Annotated in this window: 18 protein-coding genes; 6 read left to right on the forward strand and 12 right to left on the reverse strand. The window is 55.2% G+C overall.

From position 1 onward, the window contains the following. Positions 1–15: 15 nt before the first annotated feature. Positions 16–1,401, reverse strand: coding sequence for a cadaverine/lysine antiporter (gene cadB, locus FG381_RS04685; RefSeq protein WP_139687770.1), 1,386 nt, complete (start codon positions 1,399–1,401; stop codon positions 16–18). Positions 1,402–1,729: 328 nt separating this feature from the next. Here cadB (FG381_RS04685) and FG381_RS04690 point away from each other — a divergent pair, with 328 nt between their 5' ends. Then, on the forward strand, positions 1,730–2,506 hold the full coding sequence (locus FG381_RS04690; protein ID WP_139687771.1) for a radical SAM protein: 777 nt from the start codon (positions 1,730–1,732) through the stop codon (positions 2,504–2,506). Between the two features lie 71 nt (positions 2,507–2,577). On the opposite strand, the gene cadB (FG381_RS04695) is transcribed toward FG381_RS04690, so the two are convergent. Further along, entirely contained in the window at positions 2,578–3,939 is a 1,362-nt protein-coding gene (gene cadB, locus FG381_RS04695) for a cadaverine/lysine antiporter (protein ID WP_228025702.1), read from the reverse strand. Between the two features lie 115 nt (positions 3,940–4,054). On the opposite strand from cadB (FG381_RS04695), the gene FG381_RS12740 reads away from it, so the two are divergent. The 3 genes from FG381_RS12740 to FG381_RS04710 all read left to right on the forward strand — a co-directional run bounded on the left by FG381_RS12740 (position 4,055) and on the right by FG381_RS04710 (position 8,077). Next, the gene (locus tag FG381_RS12740) at positions 4,055–5,806 is read left to right on the forward strand and encodes an IS1634 family transposase (protein ID WP_228025634.1); all 1,752 of its coding nucleotides are present in this window, start codon (positions 4,055–4,057) and stop codon (positions 5,804–5,806) included. Next, complete coding sequence (locus FG381_RS04705; RefSeq protein ID WP_139686989.1) at positions 5,793–6,005, forward strand: hypothetical protein; 213 nt, start codon at positions 5,793–5,795, stop codon at positions 6,003–6,005. Before FG381_RS12740 ends, FG381_RS04705 begins: the two co-directional genes overlap by 14 nt. Before the next feature lie 578 nt (positions 6,006–6,583). Beyond that, positions 6,584–8,077, forward strand: a complete 1,494-nt coding sequence (locus tag FG381_RS04710) for an ISNCY family transposase (protein WP_139687003.1) — start codon at positions 6,584–6,586, stop codon at positions 8,075–8,077. 201 nt (positions 8,078–8,278) lie between these two features. Here the strand turns inward: FG381_RS04710 and FG381_RS04715 are convergent, their stop codons facing one another. Continuing rightward, positions 8,279–8,494 carry a hypothetical protein gene (locus tag FG381_RS04715; protein WP_139687002.1) on the reverse strand — a complete coding sequence of 72 codons (216 nt, stop codon included), beginning with the start codon at positions 8,492–8,494 and terminating at the stop codon, positions 8,279–8,281. 469 nt (positions 8,495–8,963) lie between these two features. Here FG381_RS04715 and FG381_RS04720 point away from each other — a divergent pair, with 469 nt between their 5' ends. Continuing rightward, on the forward strand, positions 8,964–9,740 hold the full coding sequence (locus FG381_RS04720) for a pyridoxamine kinase (RefSeq protein WP_264297838.1): 777 nt from the start codon (positions 8,964–8,966) through the stop codon (positions 9,738–9,740). Between the two features lie 98 nt (positions 9,741–9,838). Here the strand turns inward: FG381_RS04720 and FG381_RS04725 are convergent, their stop codons facing one another. From FG381_RS04725 to FG381_RS04760, 8 genes are all read right to left on the reverse strand, one after another. Beyond that, positions 9,839–11,008, reverse strand: a complete 1,170-nt coding sequence (locus FG381_RS04725; RefSeq protein ID WP_139687773.1) for a M20 aminoacylase family protein — start codon at positions 11,006–11,008, stop codon at positions 9,839–9,841. 81 nt (positions 11,009–11,089) lie between these two features. Continuing rightward, on the reverse strand, positions 11,090–11,713 hold the full coding sequence (locus FG381_RS04730) for an FKBP-type peptidyl-prolyl cis-trans isomerase (RefSeq protein ID WP_139687774.1): 624 nt from the start codon (positions 11,711–11,713) through the stop codon (positions 11,090–11,092). 34 nt (positions 11,714–11,747) lie between these two features. Continuing rightward, positions 11,748–12,398 carry a LysE family translocator gene (locus tag FG381_RS04735; protein ID WP_139687775.1) on the reverse strand — a complete coding sequence of 217 codons (651 nt, stop codon included), beginning with the start codon at positions 12,396–12,398 and terminating at the stop codon, positions 11,748–11,750. Next, the gene (locus FG381_RS04740) at positions 12,395–12,835 is read right to left on the reverse strand and encodes a DUF805 domain-containing protein (RefSeq protein ID WP_165697840.1); all 441 of its coding nucleotides are present in this window, start codon (positions 12,833–12,835) and stop codon (positions 12,395–12,397) included. Before FG381_RS04740 ends, FG381_RS04735 begins: the two co-directional genes overlap by 4 nt. Positions 12,836–12,850: 15 nt before the next feature. Next, a complete protein-coding gene (locus tag FG381_RS04745; RefSeq protein WP_139687777.1) occupies positions 12,851–13,177 on the reverse strand; it encodes an SHOCT domain-containing protein in 327 nt (108 codons plus the stop codon). 17 nt (positions 13,178–13,194) lie between these two features. After that, positions 13,195–14,361 (reverse strand): outer membrane protein assembly factor BamC, encoded by a 1,167-nt coding sequence (gene bamC, locus FG381_RS04750; protein WP_226960204.1) that lies wholly within the window; start codon positions 14,359–14,361, stop codon positions 13,195–13,197. Positions 14,362–14,506: 145 nt separating this feature from the next. After that, complete coding sequence (locus tag FG381_RS04755; RefSeq protein ID WP_226960205.1) at positions 14,507–15,082, reverse strand: class I SAM-dependent methyltransferase; 576 nt, start codon at positions 15,080–15,082, stop codon at positions 14,507–14,509. A gap of 14 nt (positions 15,083–15,096) precedes the next feature. Beyond that, the gene (locus tag FG381_RS04760) at positions 15,097–15,753 is read right to left on the reverse strand and encodes a site-2 protease family protein (RefSeq protein WP_139687779.1); all 657 of its coding nucleotides are present in this window, start codon (positions 15,751–15,753) and stop codon (positions 15,097–15,099) included. Positions 15,754–15,960: 207 nt separating this feature from the next. Here FG381_RS04760 and FG381_RS04765 point away from each other — a divergent pair, with 207 nt between their 5' ends. Beyond that, complete coding sequence (locus FG381_RS04765) at positions 15,961–18,162, forward strand: coiled-coil domain-containing protein (protein WP_139687780.1); 2,202 nt, start codon at positions 15,961–15,963, stop codon at positions 18,160–18,162. Here FG381_RS04765 and FG381_RS04770 read toward each other — a convergent pair. Further along, positions 18,055–19,572 (reverse strand): DNA recombination protein RmuC, encoded by a 1,518-nt coding sequence (locus FG381_RS04770; RefSeq protein ID WP_139687781.1) that lies wholly within the window; start codon positions 19,570–19,572, stop codon positions 18,055–18,057. The two genes, FG381_RS04765 and FG381_RS04770, sit on opposite strands and share 108 nt — an antisense overlap. Positions 19,573–19,608: the final 36 nt, after the last annotated feature.

Here is a 19,608-nt window from a genome sequence, read left to right on the forward strand (position 1 = left end):
GTATGAGGTGTCGGGTTATTCGTCATAGGGATCCAGAGGAGCCGCAGGCATGGGGCGAACCTGAACGCCGCCGCCGGTACCAACCTTGCGGGCCGGCTCGAGCGTGCTCTGGAACTTGCCGCGCTTCCAGGAGAAGAACATCAGGATCACAAGGCTCACTACAAAGGTGGCCGCAAGCTCAACCTGCTGGGCGCCCATAAGAGCAACGAAGCAGAATCCACAGCCGCAGGCGGCAGCTACAAGCGAGAGAACGTGACGGGTGGTGGCACCTTCCGTGCGAATCAGATTCGCGCAGGAGTAGAAGTAGGGCAGCATCGTGAGAAGCACCGCAATGCCGGTGAGCGTGCCGAAGAGGTCGGAAGTCTTACCGCCGGTCGAATTGAGAGCCATGATCACGGCCATCAGGACGGTCATCTTGCAGGCAGCAAGAATGAGGCCTTTGCGGGGGATGCCGTTCTTGTCGAGTTCGGCATAAACCTTCGGGAAGTTGCCGTCCTTGGCAGCTCGCATACCAGCCTGGGAAACGAGGAGCATCCAGGAACCCAAAGAGGTAAGGCAGGCAAAAGCAGTGAAGGCAGAGACCAACGGAGCAGCCCAATCACCAACGATCGTGGCGGCAGAAACCGCAAACGGAGCACCAGTGGCAGCCATAACTTCCGCGGGATACATGCCGCAGATCACCTGAGAAGCAGAGATGTAAACCAAACCTGCGAGGAGCGTGCCGAGCATCGTAGCAAGCGGCACCGTACGCTTCGGATTTTCAACGAGACCAGATGAAACGGCGGCGGATTCAACACCAACGAAAGCCCAGAGGCAGAGCAGCACGCTTTGAACAATCGCGGAAGTATCGGTGCCACCGGAAACGTTCCAGTTGGCCACATAAGTCTGCGGGTCAAACCAGAACCAACCGGCAATGGCGGTACCAATGACGGGAGTAAGAACCGCAATGAGACCGATCGTCGTTAAACGACTGATCCAGGCTCCGCCCAACATATTCATGAAGGTGAAGAACCAAACCGTCGCAATACAAGCTAAGCCGGCGATGATCGGATCGTTCAGGGCAGGGAAGAAGACTGAGAGGTAGGAAACGGCGGTAATGGCGATAGCGAGATTGCCGATCCAGTTGGCGTGATAGTAAAGAACGCCCGTCTGGAAACCGAAGCACTTGCTAACCTCACCGGCATATGCAATTGGTCCGCCCTCCTGGGGGTTTTTAGTTGCGAGTCTTGCATATACATATGCAAGAGAAAGCGCGCCAACGAGTGCAATAAGCCATCCAAAAAGCGCAATAGAACCAAGGCTGGCTAGGTTGGCAGGTAGGAGTGCGATACCGCTACCCATCATGTTACCGGCCACAATGCCGGTACAGGCGACGAGCCCGATTTTTTTCCCTGTTGACATTTAAATTCCCCTGAAGGTTAATGGTCCAGGTTTTGGTTGAGTGTTTCTAGCTGTTCTTGTCTTATTCAAGAACGATTTGATCGCTACGGGATGAATTGTGTTCTTCATCGCCGATAAAAATGTCAACCCGCTATAACTTCAAAAGAACTGACTTCGAATTTATATTGATAAATAATATAAATATCCATATAAATCATCATATTGATAAAATTATATGGCGATTATATAGTAACCATAATGGTTAACACTGATGGGTTATTAATATGTATGCGCCAAAATTTAAATGCAGAAATATAAAAAAGACCAATAATCATCAACGGAGCCATTAATGAGTACCATACTTTACCCTTCACCTATTTTCGGACCGGTAAATTCACGCAGATTAGGTTTATCTCTGGGTATTAACCTGCTGCCGCCAGACGGTAAAATCTGCTCTTTTGATTGTGTTTATTGCGAATGCGGCCTGAATGCGGAAAATCGCCCTAAGTTTTCGATGCCAACTTGCGACTATGTTTTAGAGCGACTTGAAGAACGAATTAATGAACTCATCAATCTCGGTCGATATCCTCAGGCAATCACCTTTTCTGGAAATGGGGAACCGACCGGGCACCCTGATTTTCCAAAGATCGTGCACGGCGTGATCGAACTTCGAAACCGTCTGCTGCCCAAGGCTTCTGTGTGCTGCCTTACGAATGCAACCCATCTCTTAAAACCGGAAATTTTTCGTGCACTTCGATCAATAGACACGCCTCTTCTCAAGCTGGATACCGTCTCAGCCGAATACATCGCACGGGTAGACAGGCCGACGAGTTTTTACGACCTCCCTGCTCTATTGAATCTCATGAAGAAATTTGACGGCCGGTGCGTCATCCAGACAATGTTCATGACTGGATTTTGGAAGGGGCAAAGCGTTGACAACACAACGGACGAATATGTGCTTCCATGGGTGAATACGCTGAAAACCATCAAGCCGCGTTTAGTAACGATCTACACGCTCGATAGAGAGGCGCCCTCCCAAACTCTCCTGAAAGCTTCAGAAAAAAAGCTTCGGCGCATAGCGGCATATGTCACTGCCGCCGGCATCCCCGTCACGGTTAGCATCTGAAAAAAAGGGAGCCCACCAGGAGCTCCCTAAAACATGCTCATAAGAGAATTCTTCAATAACTTTTTACGTTCTCAAAGCCACGGACCGCGATCATCCTCTTTGCAGACCCGGGTTAAAGCGCCTCCTGGAAGACGCATGGCGTCGCCCGCTTGAATCAGACTTCTCGCACTGCTGGCGAATCTGCTGGCATCCAACCCTGTCCGCCATGCATAAAAAATCAGAACCGTCAGGCTTGTAATTAACGTCAGTGCAAGTCTCATCTGACTTGCTCCGGCAATGGCTACGAGGCAGAAAGAACAAGCTACGACAGCCGCCACTACGTTGATGGCCTTCCCCTGCTGAGCGCCCTCTTTCCGGATCAGATTCAGACCAGAATAAAAATAAGGAAGCATCAGCAAAAGTACTGCGATGCCGGTAATGGATTCAAAAAGAACGGCCGTCCCGGAACTGTTCCAATTGATTGCGACAATGACCAGCATCATGACGGTCATTTTTATCGAACCTAAGACAAGTCCTTTACGCGGGATCCCGTTGCGATCAATCTCTCCATAAATAGACGGGAAAGTTCCATCCTTAGAGGCTCTGGCACCGGCGTGACTGACCAACATCATCCATGATGCCAGTGAGGCAAGGCTTGCGAATGCAGTGCAGCCGGCAACTATCGGAGCCGCCCAAGGCCCAGCGATCGTTGAAGCAGCGATAGCAAAAGGAGCTCCAGAATTCGCAATAATCTCAGCCGGATACATTCCGCAAACGACTTGAGAGGAAGCGATATAGACCACTCCGGCAATGAGAGTACCCAAAAGCGTTGCAATAGGGATTGTCTTCCTTGGATTTCGAACAATATGGGTGGAAACCGCCGCTGATTCGACACCGACGAAAGCCCAAAGACAAAGTAAGACGCTTTGTGAAACAGCCGACCAGCTTGTCTTTCCTGTTTCATTCCAGTTAGCCACGTAAGTTTGCGGGTCGAACCAAAACCAGCCGGCAACTGCTGTACCAACGACGGGGATCAAAACAGCGATCAACCCGATCGTGGTGAATCGTCCTATCCATTTGGCGCCCAGCATATTGACAAAGGTAAGGAGCCAGACAATGCCGATGCAGGCGAATCCCGCATTTCGCGGACTCTGTAATTCCGGGAAAAAATAGGAAAGATAAGCAACTGCTGTGATGCCGCAGGCTAAATTGCCTATCCAATTGGAGTGATAGTAGAGTACGCCCGTCTGAAAACCAAAGACTTTACTCAACTCCCCGGCGTAAGCGATTGGACCTCCTTCCTGAGGATCGGTCGTAGCCTGATAGGCATATACCCACGCCAGACCCAGAGCGCCCAGCAAAGCAATTAACCAACCTATCAGCGTAATTGAGCCTATTGCTGAAAGATTGGCAGGTAAAACCTCAACTTCCAGAACCGCATGACTCTCGTTCAAGATCCAACAGGATTTTGATCATTACTACCGAAAAAACTTAAAAAATTTCATTGCGTCGCCGGCGCTTTTCTTGTACACTCGAGAGTAATATATTACTCTCGCAATTTAACTTCGAATGTTCCTGAATTTCACGGTCCCGATACCCAGGCTCAAAGGAAAAATCAGTCGGCAAGGCACTAAGAGCGGAACGTACATCCACTACGTTCTGGAGCGCAGCTACGACCCGAAAAAGAAGCACACGGTGCCCAAGCGTGTGCTAATCGGAAAATGCGTTGGTGAAACCGAGACCATGGTTCCGAATGAAAATTTCCTGGTCTTTTTCCCTGATGCCGTTCTCCCAGAAGTCCGGGAGAGCGCCAGGCGCTGCAGCACGCTGATGGCCGGCAGCTACATCGTCATAGCAAACATCGTGCAGACGTACGGCCTCGGCAAAATGCTCCAGAAGCATTTCCTTGATCGAGCTGGGCTGGTGCTGGATCTGGCCGCCTACATGATCATTGAGGAAAGGAATCAAGGGCAGTACTACCCGGACTACGCATATCGACATCCGCTCTTCTCGAAAGACATGCGGATTGCGAGCGACGCCGCCATCTCGAGCTTCCTCGCCAACGTCAGCCCGGACCAAATTTCAGGCTTTCTGAACGACTGGAACGCAAAGCGCGATCATCGCTCACGGATCTACATTTCCTATGATTCAACTAATAAGAACTGCCAGGCGGGAGATGTTGATTTTGTTGAATTCGGCAAGGCCAAAGTCGATCAGGGATGCCCGATTTTTAATCTTGCCGTCGCCTACGACAAAACCAATCAGGTGCCGTTGTTCTATGAATGCTACCCTGGCTCCATTAATGACGTCAGTCAGTTCAAATTCCTTGTAGACAAGGCAATTGCGTACAACTACAAGCGTATTGGCTTCATCATCGACCGAGGTTATTTCTGCAAGATCAACATCGACTACATGGATGCGAATAACTTTGAGTTCATCATGATGGTTAAGGGCTGCAAGGCACTTGTGGCCGAATTGGTCGACAGGCTCCACGGCACTTTCGAAAATCGCGTCGACGCCTCCCTGCGCGAGCATTGCATCAGCGGCACAACGGAAAAAATGAAGATTTTTCCGGAAGACTCACGGGAGCGCTACTTTCATGTCTTCTTTAACCCCATGAAGATGGCGACGGAGCGGCGCGATATAGAAAACGCGCTGACGCAGATGCAGAAGAACTTCGACCAGTGGGTCGGCCGTGAAGTGGAGTTCGGATCCCCGCATACAGATTACTTCCAGTGTCACTACGACGAAAAAGGCCGCTTCCTTTTTGCCGAAGAGAAGAAGAGCATCATCGAGCATGCTTATTCGAGATGCGGATATTTCTGCATCATTACCTCCGAGAAAATGAGCGCCAGAGACGCTTATCTGCAGTACCGAGGCCGCGACGCCTCAGAGAAGCTCTTCAGCGCAGACAAATCATTCCTGGGCAGCAAGAGCATGCGGGTACACTCCGCAGAAGCCGTAAGAGCCAAGATTTTTATTGAATTTATTGCTCTCATTATTCGACAGAGGCTCTACAACCTCCTGAAGGATGAGATGCTCCGCCTGCCGACAAAGAGGAACTACATGACGGTTCCTGCGGCGATCCGGGAACTGGAGACAATCGAGCTGGTGAGAATCAATGACGGCAGATATCAGCTTGACCACGCAATCACGAGGACGCAGGAAATCATCCTGAAATCCTTTGGCATGACGAAAGACAAGGTTATGTCGCAGGCCGCCGCCATCTCTGCCGCGCTTGCCGGAAAGAAAGACAGCATGGAGGACGTCGAGGATCTGGAACCGATTGGCGAGGAGGAGAATGAAGATGCCGAAGCGTAAGTCGCTGGCTTCGATTGAGAAGCAGATCAAACTGACTCAGCAGCGGTTGCTGAAGGTCAAAACACGTTACGAGAAGCTCGGGGTAAAGCTCATCGAACTCAACAAGGAAAAGACGCTGCGGCAGGCCGAAGTGATTGCGGAAGCCATGGCTCGAAGCGGTAAGACCATGGAGGAACTCATGACCTTTTTAAGTCGCTGACTGACCGTCCGAAGTCGCGAGAGTAATAAACGGCTGGAAGTTCAGGTAAAAGGGCGATGCCAGAACACATCATATTTCCGGCAACAATTCCCGTACAGGTAATCAGTGTTAACGGTCAGCGTAAACGAGACTGTTTAGCCAACGACTTTGAGACGTGATACGCCAAGGATTTGAGACCATATACCGTATCTGACCGGGACGATATACCAACATCCTGTTGGCCTGGATACCTCCGCTACCACGAGACCCATTACCACTGAGACCCGATACCTCCGTAAAGAGAGATGGATTACCACAGGGATTGAGACTGCAAACCGCTCTGAATGAGACGGCATACCACTCTTGGTCAGCTTTACCTCTGCACTGAGACTACTTGCCCCAGCGGCAGAACTGCATACAAATGAATGGGACCCGATGCCATGACGAAATGAGATGAGATACCACAGCAATAAGACAGGATACCTCTGCATGAGACTACTGAATATGCTGAATATCGACAATGGTATTTCCTCTTAACATAATGTATTCCTTGGATATTAAGTCGAAATCCCTTCGGCTTAATTACCAAGGAGACTGCTATGTCGAAACAAGCAAGAAAGTCTCGGGGCCCTTCTGTTGTTGAGTCCGAAATCCCTCGGCTGACACCTCAGGAAATTTTTGAAGGCTACGAAAGGCATCTCTATAGCGTTGAGGATGCCAAGACATTGATGCAGATGCCTCGCAGCACGTTTATGCGGCATCTCAAGAACTGGCGAGAGACAGGTCGGCTGCCCTCACATACCGGTCAAGGGAATCGTGTTCCGGCCAATAAGCTCGATCCGCAGATCAGAGCGAGGATCATCGAGTTTGCAACAGGCAAATATGAGGGCTTCCAGGCAACCCTCCTGCATAAGTATTTGCTCATTGAGGGTATTGAGGTCTCCGTTGAAACGGTACGACGAATCCTGACAACACTTCGTCCGGAAGAAACTCCAAAGGAGCGCAGGTCGACCGCGCATAAGCTGCGCCGCCGCAGATCGAGCGTTGGGGAACTGATTCAAATTGACGGCAGTCCGCATCCATGGTTCGAGGGAACCGGAGACGATAACAGCTACGCGCTTCTCATCTTTGTCGATGACGCAACAAGCCGCATCATGGTCGCCGGCTTCTATCCAACAGAAACATCTGAAGGATATCTTCAGTTGCTGAATAAGTACATTGAAAAATATGGGATTCCATGGGCTCTGTACAGCGACAGACATTCCATCTTTGCCCCAGTAAATCCCTCGAAGAGCGGAAAATCCGAGGAAACACAATTTCAAAGAGTCTGTCGGGAGTTGGGGGTAACGGGGATACGGGCTAATTCGCCAGAAGCCAAAGGGCGGGTCGAGCGAACATTCAGCACGCTGCAGGGACGATGGCCAAAAGAGTTCCGTGTGCTGGGCATCAGAAATATGGCGGAAGCAAATTCACGAATGCCGGAATTGCTGGCGAGCTATAACCAAGAATTCGCAATTGCTCCCGCTGACTCTAAGGATAGCCACGCGCCGCTGCTGGAGGAAACGAAAGAACGCATTGAGCAGATCTTTGCCAGATGGCATACACGTATGATCAGCAGGAACCTGACGGTGTCCTACGGCAGCAAGACACTGCAGATTGTCGGGGTGGGCCGCTCCATGAGGGGAGCAATGATGAAGACTGAGTGCAATCTGCTGGAGTATGCCGATGGGCGGGTGGAAATCCTCTGGTGCGACGAGGTTGAACATCGCAAGCGGATCACCAAAGAGGGGCCGAGAATCCGAAAACGCTACCACGTGCTCGAATTCACGGAACACGACAGAACGAAATTGAAAATGTCAGTCGCAACACCGGAAGAAACGGCCAAGACACTGAATCACCGCGTTGATGAAGTGGGGCGTCAAAAGAAAGGAGACTCAGAAACGACGCAAAAGAGCCCCTGGCACGAAATGCAAAGGAGATCGGCTCTGAAAGCGATGGCGAAACGGGAGGAACTGAACCGAAAGATCGAAGAAGCGAAAGCAATCAATGCTCGTATTGCAGCAGCCAAGGAAAAGTTGAAGCCCAAGAGATAACTCAACGGTTGAAGCACCGTTGAGATGGTGGGTCGTTAAGGCGAATGCACCGCGCGCTGCGCTTGGATGCATCCGCCTTAACTAAATGATATCTCAGGGATTTCTGTCAAGCGACTTTCGCGGCATAAAGCTTCGCGCGTCTGAAGGCCGCGCTCGTTTATTCCACGTTCGCTTGACAGAGCTTGCCTCAGTGCCCGTAGGCTAAATGCCGGTACCGCCGCCAGGTGCCGAAGTGGAGCGCTCGGCCAGCACAATGCCCGCAAACCAATCCGCGAGCTCGCGCGTTACCAGAAAAGCCGCTGTGTAGCTTTTCGCCTCCTTGAAAAGATCAGCGCTGTTGTGAAACTCTTGCCGATTGCTGGTGTCACCCAGAGGGGCAGAAAAAGTCTCATTATCGCTGTGGGTTAGCAGTCTCATTTTTGCTGCCCGTTAACATCCCGTACAGGTAATCAGCCCGATCTTTTTGTCTGACGCCATAGCGCTTCTCCTGCTATTTTTTTGACCGTCATGAAGTTTTCCATCGAAGTCTTCCTTCCTGCAAAACGAACTGGATGCGAGTGTGAGTCTTAAGACAACTCAGGAATATGGTGCGTCAGTCTCAAAATGAAAGCATCACGGCGAAATCAAGTTTTTCTTCCGCTATAGTTTCGACTTAATAAAATTTATAAAAATTCTATAATAATCAATACATTGATATTTTTATATCTCTGGGATATTTATTCTGCAGTTGAAATCCGTCTGATAACCTTACTTTTCAACTGCCTCGACGCTTTCTTTTATTTCCAAAAATGAAGTCTTCCCGCAGCGTACGCCGCATCGCAGCCGTCCACGATCTCTCAGGCGTCGCCGCGTCTCACTCACCGTCGTCATACCGATTCTTTCCACAATGGGCTTCGACGTTTGTCCGCTTCCGACGGCCATCCTCTCGAACCACACGCAGTACGAGAACTTTACGTTTCTCGACCTCACGGACGAAATGCCGGCGCTCATCGATCATTGGGAAAAGCTCGGCGCCGACTTTGAAGCGATCTACACCGGATACCTCGGATCTCCGCGCCAGATCAGAATCGTCGCCGACTTTATCGAGCGCTTCCGAACGCCCGATACGCTCGTCGTGGTGGATCCGGTGCTCGGAGACAACGGCAGGCTCTACAACAAGATCACGGATGAGATGGTGAGCGAAATGCGCACGCTCGCCGCGCGCGCCGACGTGTTGACGCCCAACCTCACCGAACTCTTCGCGCTCCTCAACGAACCTTTCCGATCTGAATGCACGGACGACGAATTGAAGGCCGCCATCACGGAGCTCACAAGCTCCGGCCCCGACACCGTCATCATCACCGGCGTTCCGGTTCAGGGAAAGCCCAATCTCACATCGGTCATTGCCCGAAGCCGTACGGACGGCCGAACCTGGAAGGTTACGTGTCCCTATCTTCCGGCGCACTATCCCGGCACGGGGGACGCCTTCACGAGCGTCATCACCGGAAGCCTTCTCCAGTGGGACAGTCTCCCGATAGCGCTTGACCGAGCAGCGCAGTTCATCCTCCAGGGAATCCGCGCCACCTTCGGCTACCAGACCGACAACCGCGAAGGGATTCTGCTCGAACGGGTTCTCCAGAATCTGTCGCTTCCGATTCAATCGGCCACGTATGAACTCGTTTGAAGAAAACCTTCCGACGAAAAAACAAAAGCCTCATGCAGCACCCGCCCGCAGGAGCGGAAGCCGCATGAGGCCTTGAATCAGACTTCTATGAAGTGCAATCAGGCGGCAAGGCGATTTCTTGCGATCGTCACCCAGATGGCCGCACCGACCGCAAGCACGCGGTCATCGAAGTCGAAGCACGGATTGTGCAGATTCTTCGCACCGTAGGGCGCCTGACCGCCCAGGAAGCAGTAAGCGCCGGGGACCTCCTGCGAGAGGTAGGAAAAATCTTCGCTCGCCATCTGCGGAAGCTCGGCAAAGTCCGCATTGGCGTCGCCCACCACCTCGCGCGCAGCGGCAAGGAATGCGTCAGAAAGCTTCGGGTCGCTCATGAGCACTGCCGCGATCGGGTCAAATTCGACTTTCGCTGAGACGCCGCAGGAGATGGCGATGTGTTCAGCCACTTCACGGATGCGCTTTCTCAGAAGTTCGCCCGTTTCATTTGAGAAGAAGCGCGTGCAGCCTCCGATTTCAGCCGTTTCCGGAATGACGTTGAAGGCAGAACCCGTATGGATCTTCGTTACCGAAATCACCGCGGGATCAAGAGGCGCAATATTTCTCGAAGCAATCTGCTGCAAGGCTGTCACAAGGAGCGACGCCGCGAGAACCGGATCGGCAGAAAGATGGGGCGCCGACGCGTGCGAGCCTTTCCCCTTCAGGTGAATGCTGAAGAAATCCTGTCCGGCCATCGTGGCGCCGTGGCGGCAGCGGACCTGACCCACAGGGACGTCGGTCCAGTTGTGCATGCCGTAGATCTCGTCGCAGGGGAAGCGCTTGAAGAGACCATCCTTCATCATCTCGAGCGCGCCGCCCGCGCCTTCCTCGCCCGGCTGGAAGATAAGCACGATCGTGCCCTTGAAGTCCCTGTGCTGAGAGAGATACTCAGAAGCCGCAAGGAGCATCGTCATGTGGCCGTCATGCCCGCAGCCGTGCATCTTGCCCTGATTCTGAGACTTCCATTCGCAGCTTCCCTCCTCGGGCATCGAGAGCGCATCCATATCGCTTCGAAGCGCAATCGTGCGGCCGGGACCGAGATTTCCGTGAATCACGCCGACAACGCCCGTGCGGCCGACATGTTCCGTCACTTCAATTCCCCAGCCTTTCAGCTTTTCAGCGACGACGCCGGAAGTCCAGACCTCCTCGAGACCGAGTTCAGGATGACGGTGAAACTCATGACGCCACTTTGCATATTCCGCTTCGTGCGAACGAAGTTCCTCAAGCACTGACATTTCTTTGGATTCCCTTCTTTGAGAAATGCCCGGGGGACCTGATCCGGCGCCCGGGCGATGGAAAATTTTGGGTTTTGGTTTTCAGCGAACGATGCGCGGCGGTCTTGCAAGCCTTGCCATCGAAGAGTCATCGGGCTCCTGCGCGCCTGCCGCCTCGTAGGGCGTATCGTCCTCGTCGTCTTCGCTCACGATCCGGTCGGCAATTTTGAGGAAAGGCGGCACGAGAGATTCCGTGCCGTCGTCCTCCATCGCCTCGAGCTCCGACTCCGTCGGTTCATGGACATCGAGGACCTTCACGGCAAACTGCAGGCCAATGCCGGCAAGCGGATGGTTGGCCTCAAGCACCACCATGCCTTCAGCAATATCCGTGACGCGCCACGTGCGGCCATCAGGGGCTTCGCCCGGCACTTCGTCGACAACGGCGCCGGGTTCTAAAACCTCCGGATGCGCGAAATTCTCTGCAGGAATCAGCTTAATCGCTTCGGCGTCGTATTCGCCGAAAGCATCCTCGGGCTCAAGGTGAATCGAAAACCCTTCCCCCGCAAAGCGCCCCTCAAGGGCCGCCTCAAGCTTCGGGAAAATGTCGCCGTTGCCGTGGAGATAAACAATCCCCTCCGGGGGCGTCTCTTCAAGGGTCTTGCCCGTCATGTCGGCCATCAGGACCGAGATGGTGACGAGCATGCCTTTGCGAATGCTTTCTGCCATATGAATCTATTGCGAACAAAAAATGAATAGGAAATCAATTGCGCTCAAACGCAAGCTTCATGCCGAAAAGGATCAACACGAGGCCTGTCGTGCGATTGAGCCAGCGCCGGAAAGAGGGGCGCTCGAAAACCGGCCGTATTTTCTCCATCAGGAGAACAAGGACCGTGAGCCAGAGGATGCCGAGCACCGACCACGTAAGTCCTAAAAGCGCGAGCTGCGGCGCTGCTGGGAGCTTTGGATCGATGAACTGCGGGAAGAACGTTAGGACGAAAACTACAACCTTAGGATTGAGAAGATTGCAGAAAAGACCGCTTCTGAAGGCCAAGAGCCCCGTCTTCCTCGATGCCTCAAGCGCAGCTATTTTTTCGGATGTGCTCGGCACTTCGGTCTTCTTTTGAAAGGATTCGCGGATAGCCCCGATGCCAAGCCAGAAAAGATAAACGGCCCCGGCCCATTTGAGAATGTTGAAGAGTTCCTGACTTCCCATGATGAGCGCGGAGATGCCGAGAATTGCGGCAGTCGTGTGAATCGCCACGCCCAGATTGATGCCGAGAAGGCAGAGAATGCCTGCCCGGCGTCCGTGGACGAGGGTTGTTCTCACCGTAATCGCGAAATCCGGACCAGGAAGGAGCGTAATCACAATCACCGCAGGAATAAAAAGCAGGTAATCGTTCCAACTGATCACAGCTCAAAATCCTTCTTCCAGACGAGTGCGGCGTCCCTTGCGCCCGGAAGGAAAAGTCCTGCCGCGAGCACGAGAAGATTAACGAGCGGAATGCCGACCAACAGCGCCCAGCCGCCTGAAATCCCGCAGTCGTGGCAGCGCCTTGCCGTCAGAACAAAAAGCGCAAAGGACCAGAATCCGGAGGCCCAGCTGTAGATCATGGCTATGCGCAGAAGCGCCTTATCCGAAATCCATTCGGCATCCGCGATGGGATCCATCAGCAGCCAGGCTGCGGCCCCCAAAGCCGCCCAGAGGATGAGACCGCGGGCAAAAGCAGCACGGTCGGCGCGGATCTGGGGATTGAAAACGCGCAGAAAGACGAGTCCGAACCAGGCAAAAGCGGATACTGCCGGCATCAGGCCGGAACCCGCTCGATCAAGTACTGCGCAACGGTCCATCTGAGGCATGCTCCCTCAGAGCATCAGAATCCGACGCTTCCAGAGTTCGAATTCCTCTGCGGTGATTTTCCCTTTAGTGAGAAGCCGGCGGATTTTCTCGATGGCCTGCGCTTTTACCTGCGTCTGAAGCGCAAAGGAAAGCTGCGGGATGTCGATGGCGGCCTGTCGGTAGATGAGGCCGCAGGGGGAGGTATCTGCGAGCGGGCTCTGAGCGTCCCGGGGAGATGCTCCGGGCGCCGCTTCCGAAGCCCCGTCGGCCCGGGCTGCCGCCCGGGCTTCATTGAGTTCCGCCTCGGTATGAAGACCGAAGGCATTGAGCACCTTCGTCATGAAGGAAGCCATGGCGGAACGCTCCTCACTTAGCGGAGCTGCTCGGCGAGCAGACCGAGGATGTTGGGCGCAACACCCGTCGCATCCTCACCGCCGTCCGGACCCTGAACCGTCACGCGGGTTTCAGCGCCTTCGCCCGAAAGATGGATGCGGTAGTTGGGCGCATCAATGACGGCGTCGGAGCTGAAGAGGTTCGTGAAGAACCCGCGCTTTTCCTTCTGAGCGGCTTCATATGCCGGGTCGAGGTAGCGGACAAGGAACCAGCCGGCAGTGCGGTCGCGGTCGACCTGCTCGAAGCCCATGCGGTCAAGCACGAGGCCCATGCGGCGCCAGGCCTGGTCGAAATTGTCCGTCAGAACCACGGCGGCGGCCTTGCCGTCAGCGCCGTTCTCGATGCGGGCACGGGTCGCGACGGGCTCAACCTTGAACTGCTGCGCGAGTTCCTTCTGAGCCTCGGCTTCAGCCTCGGCGGAGGCATTGGGATTGAATTCAGCGTCGATGCGAAGCGCGAGGCGCTGGAGCATTTCCGCTTCCATCGTCGGATCCGTAGGACCCGGCTGCCAGACAGTGCTTTCCTTATCGGCGCCCGTCACCACCTCAACCATCGAGCGGTGCGAGATGTAGATGTCGGTCGTGCCGTCGTCATTGCGCTCCATGCGGGTGCGGTACTGATCCTGCTCGCCCGTGGAGTATGCAAAGTCGATCACCTTGCCGATCGTGCGGCGGATGATGTCCTGAGGAAGCTTCGCTTTATTTTCGGCCCATTCAGTTTCCATGTAGCCCGTCTTCGGGTTCTGCTCGCGAACCACGAGACCGACGGAGGGCCAGAAGTCCTGCACCACAGCCCAGAGCTGTTCGGGCGCGGCATTGACGCGCAGCCACCGATCGGTTCCTTCCTTCATCACCTTCGCGCGGACGGTGAGCGGAACAATCTTGGAAGCGGTCGGCGCGTTTGCATCCGCCGCCTGACGGGCCTTCTCGGCCTCTGCGTTTGCGCTCACAACGCCCGGACGCGCCGGAACCTGAAAGCGGTTGTCATTCTGAATCGGCGTCAGATCGGGCGGAATTTCGAGATTCGCACGCGAGTTGGAGGACTCGTACTGAACCTTGTCGTCATTGAAGTCAATGCCGAGGAAGGTGCAGCCCGAAAGAGAGGCAATCGCCGCTGCAGCGGCGGCGAGGCGAAACGCGCGCATGGACATTCTTTTAATGGATTCCAAAAAAATCGTTTTTGCCTTCAGACAATTCCCGCAATGGAACCGAGAAGGCGCTTGAAAGTCGAAAAATTTTATCAAAGCCGCGGGGCACCGAGGAGATTCAAAAGCGCCGTAGTGCAATTTGTTACCGACCACCGAGCGAAACGGCAAGTTTTTCAACCGGTCCGGGCTTCATCCAGACGATGCGCTCCACGCCGTAATCGAGTTCGGTCAATCCTTCTTCATAGGCGACGATCCTCACGCCCGAAGGCGCGAGCCTGAGAAGCTCTCCCGGCAGAAGATAGTGGTCCGGATTTCTCGGCCGCCCCCAGATGCGCGTATTCACTTCCGTAAAGGTCTCCATGATGAAGAGTCCTCCGGGCGCCAGCGACGCGTAGTAGTTCGGAAAATGAGGCCGGTGGAGGTAGTTCGTGACGACGATCGCGTCGAACTGGTCCTCCCCATAAGGCCAGGGCTCGTTTTCAAGGTCCCGGCATTCGAGCGTAAGTCCCGGAGTGCCGGCGAGCGCTTCAACATGAGAGAGATCAATGTCGACCGCCGTCACCCGGCAGCCCTTCATGAGAAAGAGCCCCGTATGGCGTCCTTCGCCGCAGGCGAGATCAAGCACCCTCGCACGGGCGGGAAGCTCATCGGCAAAGCGCATCACCCAGGCGGACGGGTAGCGCATGCAGTTTTCCTTCGGGTTCTTGCAGACCGACATGATTCACGCTCCTCTTAAAGCACGAGATTGACGAGCCACTGCCCGAACATCAGGAAGGGACGCACAAAGAAGGTCAGGCCGCCCCCGACCATGAGAACAAGGAGGATGATCATGCCGTAGGGCTCGATCCGGTCGAGCTGCTCGCCTGCGCGCTCCGGGAGGAGCCCCCTCAGAATGCGCCCGCCGTCGAGCGGAGGAATCGGGATGAGATTGAAGGCCATGAGCATGAGATTGACCGAGATCCCGGCAGAGCAAACGGAAAGCACGAACTTGTCGTAAATCCCGACCGCAACGCAGAGCTTCAGAAGCAGCGCCCAGACGATCATCTGAATTGCATTGGATCCGGGGCCGGCAATGGCCGTCAAAAGCATGCCCTGGCGCAGATTGCGGAAGTTCCTGGGATTGATGGGCACGGGCTTCGCCCAGCCGAAAAGAAGGCCGCCCCCGCCCGTAAAGGCGGACATGAGAAGCAGCGCTCCCGGAATGGCGATGGTGCCCACGGGATCAATATGAGGGATGGGATTCAGCGTCACGCGGCCCATGCGCACGGCAGTCGGGTCGCCGCACTTCGACGCCGCCCAGCCGTGGGCGGACTCGTGAAGCGTGATCGCAAAAATGAGCGGGATAGCGTAGACGCAGACAAGCTGAATCGCGTGATAGAGGCTGTCCATGGTGTGGCTTGATGAAGGTTCCTTGACGAGAGGAGAAATCTTAATGCAGGTTGCCCGCCGCTCAGCACCGCAGGACACATCGGCACACGAATCTTTTCTGATCTTCAATTTTTGCCGAAAGCACTGCCATGCTTTACTGCGTCCGGGCGTGACGCATAGGTGCCGAAGAATAGTGAAGCTCGAAAAACATTCAGAGAGACTTCACCCATGGCATACGGATACAGCTCCTTCTACTACACCGCACCCAATGCGGCGCTCCGCGCCACTGCATTTATTGCGTCCTGGCTCAAGGTTCAATTCGGACTTGAAGGCGTCGAAGCCTGGAAGCCCGGGTTTACGATCTTTTCCGCTTTTGGAGAAACGTTCAGATTTGAGGCGCGCCGCCGCCGGCCTGAAAAGAACGGCATGATCCGCGCCGAATGGGTGCTTGAGCTCACTTCCTCAGGAGCACCAAAGTGCGTGCTTGGGTTTTCCACAGCCTCGCTTCTCGGATCCTCCTCTTTTTCTGCGTTCTACTCCGCCGACCTCTCCTATCCGGGATCTGCAGCGTTCCTTCGGAGCTACTACCGCTTCACCCGGGAATTCGCCCCCGGGCGAACCATGTCCGAGGATTCCGCTTCTCCGCTCTGCGATCGGTTTGAGTCGCCGCTTCTGCCTTTTGAGTCTCTGCCGCTTCTGGAGGCAAGAGATGTCCTACCCAACATCCCTTTCCTCCAATCTCTCAGAAACGATGCGAAGCGCCGCAGCTTTGCACTCGCGATGGAATTCCTCGAAGGCGTTCGCCGCGCCCGCCGTCGGAAGGAAGATTTTCTCGACCGCAAGGCCGTAGAAGCGCTTGCGCCCGCGTCCTACCGCCGAACGAATGAGGCGCCGCTCACGGAAGAGGAGAAAATCCGGCTCCTGAAAGCTGAAACCGAAAGGAGCCTCCTGCTTTCGCTCAGTACCGATGAGGCATTCCAATGGTTCTCTTCGGGCGATTCGGCAAAAACCGCGCCTGCGCCTCGTCTCAATCGAAAGATGCGCCGCGCGCTTGAAAAGAAAAACGCGCTATCGAAGCCTGGGAACCAATCGGCAGCGAACGATGCTCAGAATGCTCAGTCAGGCCGCGCGTCCTCTGAAACGGAGAATCAGGGCGAAGCACTGGCGTTCGCCCCTGGGGAAGAAGAGACGGCGGAAATGCCGGACATTCACTCCGAAGCAGAATCCATTTTCAGAGATGCGAAGACCGGTGCCAGGGAAGCGCGTCTCGAGCGCCTGAGCAGCATGACCCCGAACGAGGAAGACGCCGCCCGGGAACGGGCCCGCCTCGAAGAAAGACTCAAGGCCTCTCAGCTTCGCGAGGAAGCGCTCCAGGAGGCCCGGGAAAAGGAAGATGCCGAATTTGCAAGGCGCCTCGAGGATATCTCCAGGGAGGAACTCGAGCGCAAGCGCATCATGGCTGCAGAAGCGGAAGCGCAAAGAAAAGCCGCACGCGAGAAAGCTTCTATCGAGGCGGCTGCAGAGAAGCCTGCGGACGACGAAAAGCCGTCCGCGGAAAGCGACGCGCGGAGCGAAGCCATGGAAAGAAACCGCGCAAGAAGCGAAGCGCGGCGCGAAGAAATGCTCGCCCGCCGGGATGAAGTGCTTCGCCTGAGAAGTCAGAGCACGTTCGGCGACGCTTTGGAGAAGGAAGAACGCGCGCCTTTAGAAGCTCCGAAGCGCGACAGTCTTCATGCCCATGAACAAGGTCATCCGGAACCAGGAGCGCTTTCCGGACGCCTCGGCGATGTCGCGAAAACACTGAATCTTGCCGTCGAGGAAGCCTCTGCGATGGAAGCTGAAATTGCGCTTCTGCGCGAACAGGTGCTCCGCGAGGAAGCGCGCACGCAGCTCTGGAGAAGCGCGTACGAGGAGATTGCCCAAAGCCGTTCCGCCGCCTCGGGCGAAGCTTTCCGAAGAATCACGGCGAATCTCGTCACGCGTCCCAACTGGGAGCCTTCCGTTGAAGAGTGCCTCCAGTATGTTGAGGCTTTTCGCCCGGACCGGGTGACGGTGCTTGACTCCGCCTGGGAGTCGGCCCGCGAGAGCTCGCCTTTTCTTCTCGGGCGGCGACTTTTGAGCCTCCTCATGCGGCTCGTCACCGACGCCGTGGACCAGAGAGCGGAAGGCGGCGACCGGCGCTTGTCGAGCGTCTTCTCAACGCGGGAATATTGTCCAAGGGAAACCCAGGAGACGCTCTCCGCCCGAGACTATGCCAAACGCCGCACGTTCCGCTACATGGGCGAAAAGCTCCTCATGGAGCAGCACCTCCGGATCGGAAATTCAAGAGACCGGGGGCGCTGCCTCAGAATCTACTTCGACTTTGCGAAAACTGACGGGCGTGTTCTGATCGGATGGTGCGGACGGCACCTCCCCTGCCTCTCCACCTGACGGGAGAGTCGCTACGGATGGTCTTTCTGAGACGGGAAGACCATCCGGATGTTCGTCAGCGAGCGCCTCAATCGATTCCATGCGGCTTCCCATGCGGCGGCTCTTGAGCGACATCTGTTCGAGCGAGGACTGCGCCTCGCGGAACTTTTTCTCGACCACTTCAAACTGACGCGTGAAGCCCGCAAACTCCGTCTTCACTTCGGTGAGAATGCGCCAGACTTCGCCGCTTCGCTTTTCCATTGCAAGCGTCATAAAGCCCATGAGGAGACTGTTGAGAAGCGCAGTAATGACCGTTGGTCCGGCGGGCGTAATGCGAAGTTCGCGCTGCAGCCGGTCGGCGAGCCCCGGGATCCGGAGCGCCTCGGCATAAAGTCCTTCCGAAGGAAGAAACATCACGGCAAATTCCGTCGTGACCGGAGGCTTCACGTATTTGTCCCGAATTGACTTTGCCTGCTTCAAAAGCGCCCGTTCGAGTCCCTTGCGGGCGTCTGCTGCACGTGCGGGGTCGCCCGCTCGTTCGGCCTCCTCAAGCATTTCCCAGTCTTCGAGCGGGAACTTGGAATCAATCGGAAGCCAGCAGGGGCTTTCCGCATCCCGGCCGGGAAGCCGCACGGCGAAGTCGACCATTTCGCCCGACCTGGGATCAAGCTTCACCTGAGAGGCAAACTGACCCGGCGCGAGCACTTCTTCAAGAATGGCGCTGAGCTGCACTTCACCGAAGGTGCCGCGGGTCTTGACGTTTGCGAGAATATTCTGAAGGCGCGCGACGTTTCTCGCCATCTGCCGCATTTCACCCAATCCCGTTTCCACCAGTCCGAGCTTTTCGTCAACGCGGCGAAAGCTCGCCGAAATGCGCTCGGAAAGCGTCTTCTCGAGCTTTTCCTCGACAGTCGCGCGCATGGCTTCGAGCTTCTGCGCATTTTCCTCGCGCACCTTGCCGAGCGCGAGATCGAGCGTCGCGCGCACTTCCTTCAGCTCTTCATTCAATCTTTTCCCAAGCCCTTCGGCAGCGCCCGCATTGGTTTCCAGCACCTTTGCAAAGCGCGCGTCCACCATGCCCTGGAGGCTCAGAAATTCCTTCGCGAGAATCGAGTTCATGCGCTCGAGCTCGCCCCGGGAGCTCGCTGAGAAATTCTGGAGCGTTTCTCCCGAGCGCTTCTCTTCCTGAACGATGTAGTTGAGGAGCCCCGTCATGGCGGTGGTGAGCCTTGCATCCGTCTGCGCGATCTGAGAGGAAAGCTCCCGGCGCACTTCCATCACGCCCTCCATGAGGGCATCGTTCAATTCATCCGCGTCATCGCGCCCGTGCCGCCGTGCGGTCAAAAGAAGGGCAAGAAGCGCCGCGAGCGCGATGAAGGAAAGTGCAGAGAGAATCAGAACTGCAAAAAGAAGTGTGCTCGTCTGAGGCATGGAAGCGTTCGTTTGACAGAAAAATGACCTGATCGA

Origin of the sequence: Sutterella faecalis (assembly GCF_006337085.1) — a bacterium.
Lineage (GTDB): Bacteria > Pseudomonadota > Gammaproteobacteria > Burkholderiales > Burkholderiaceae_F > Sutterella > Sutterella faecalis.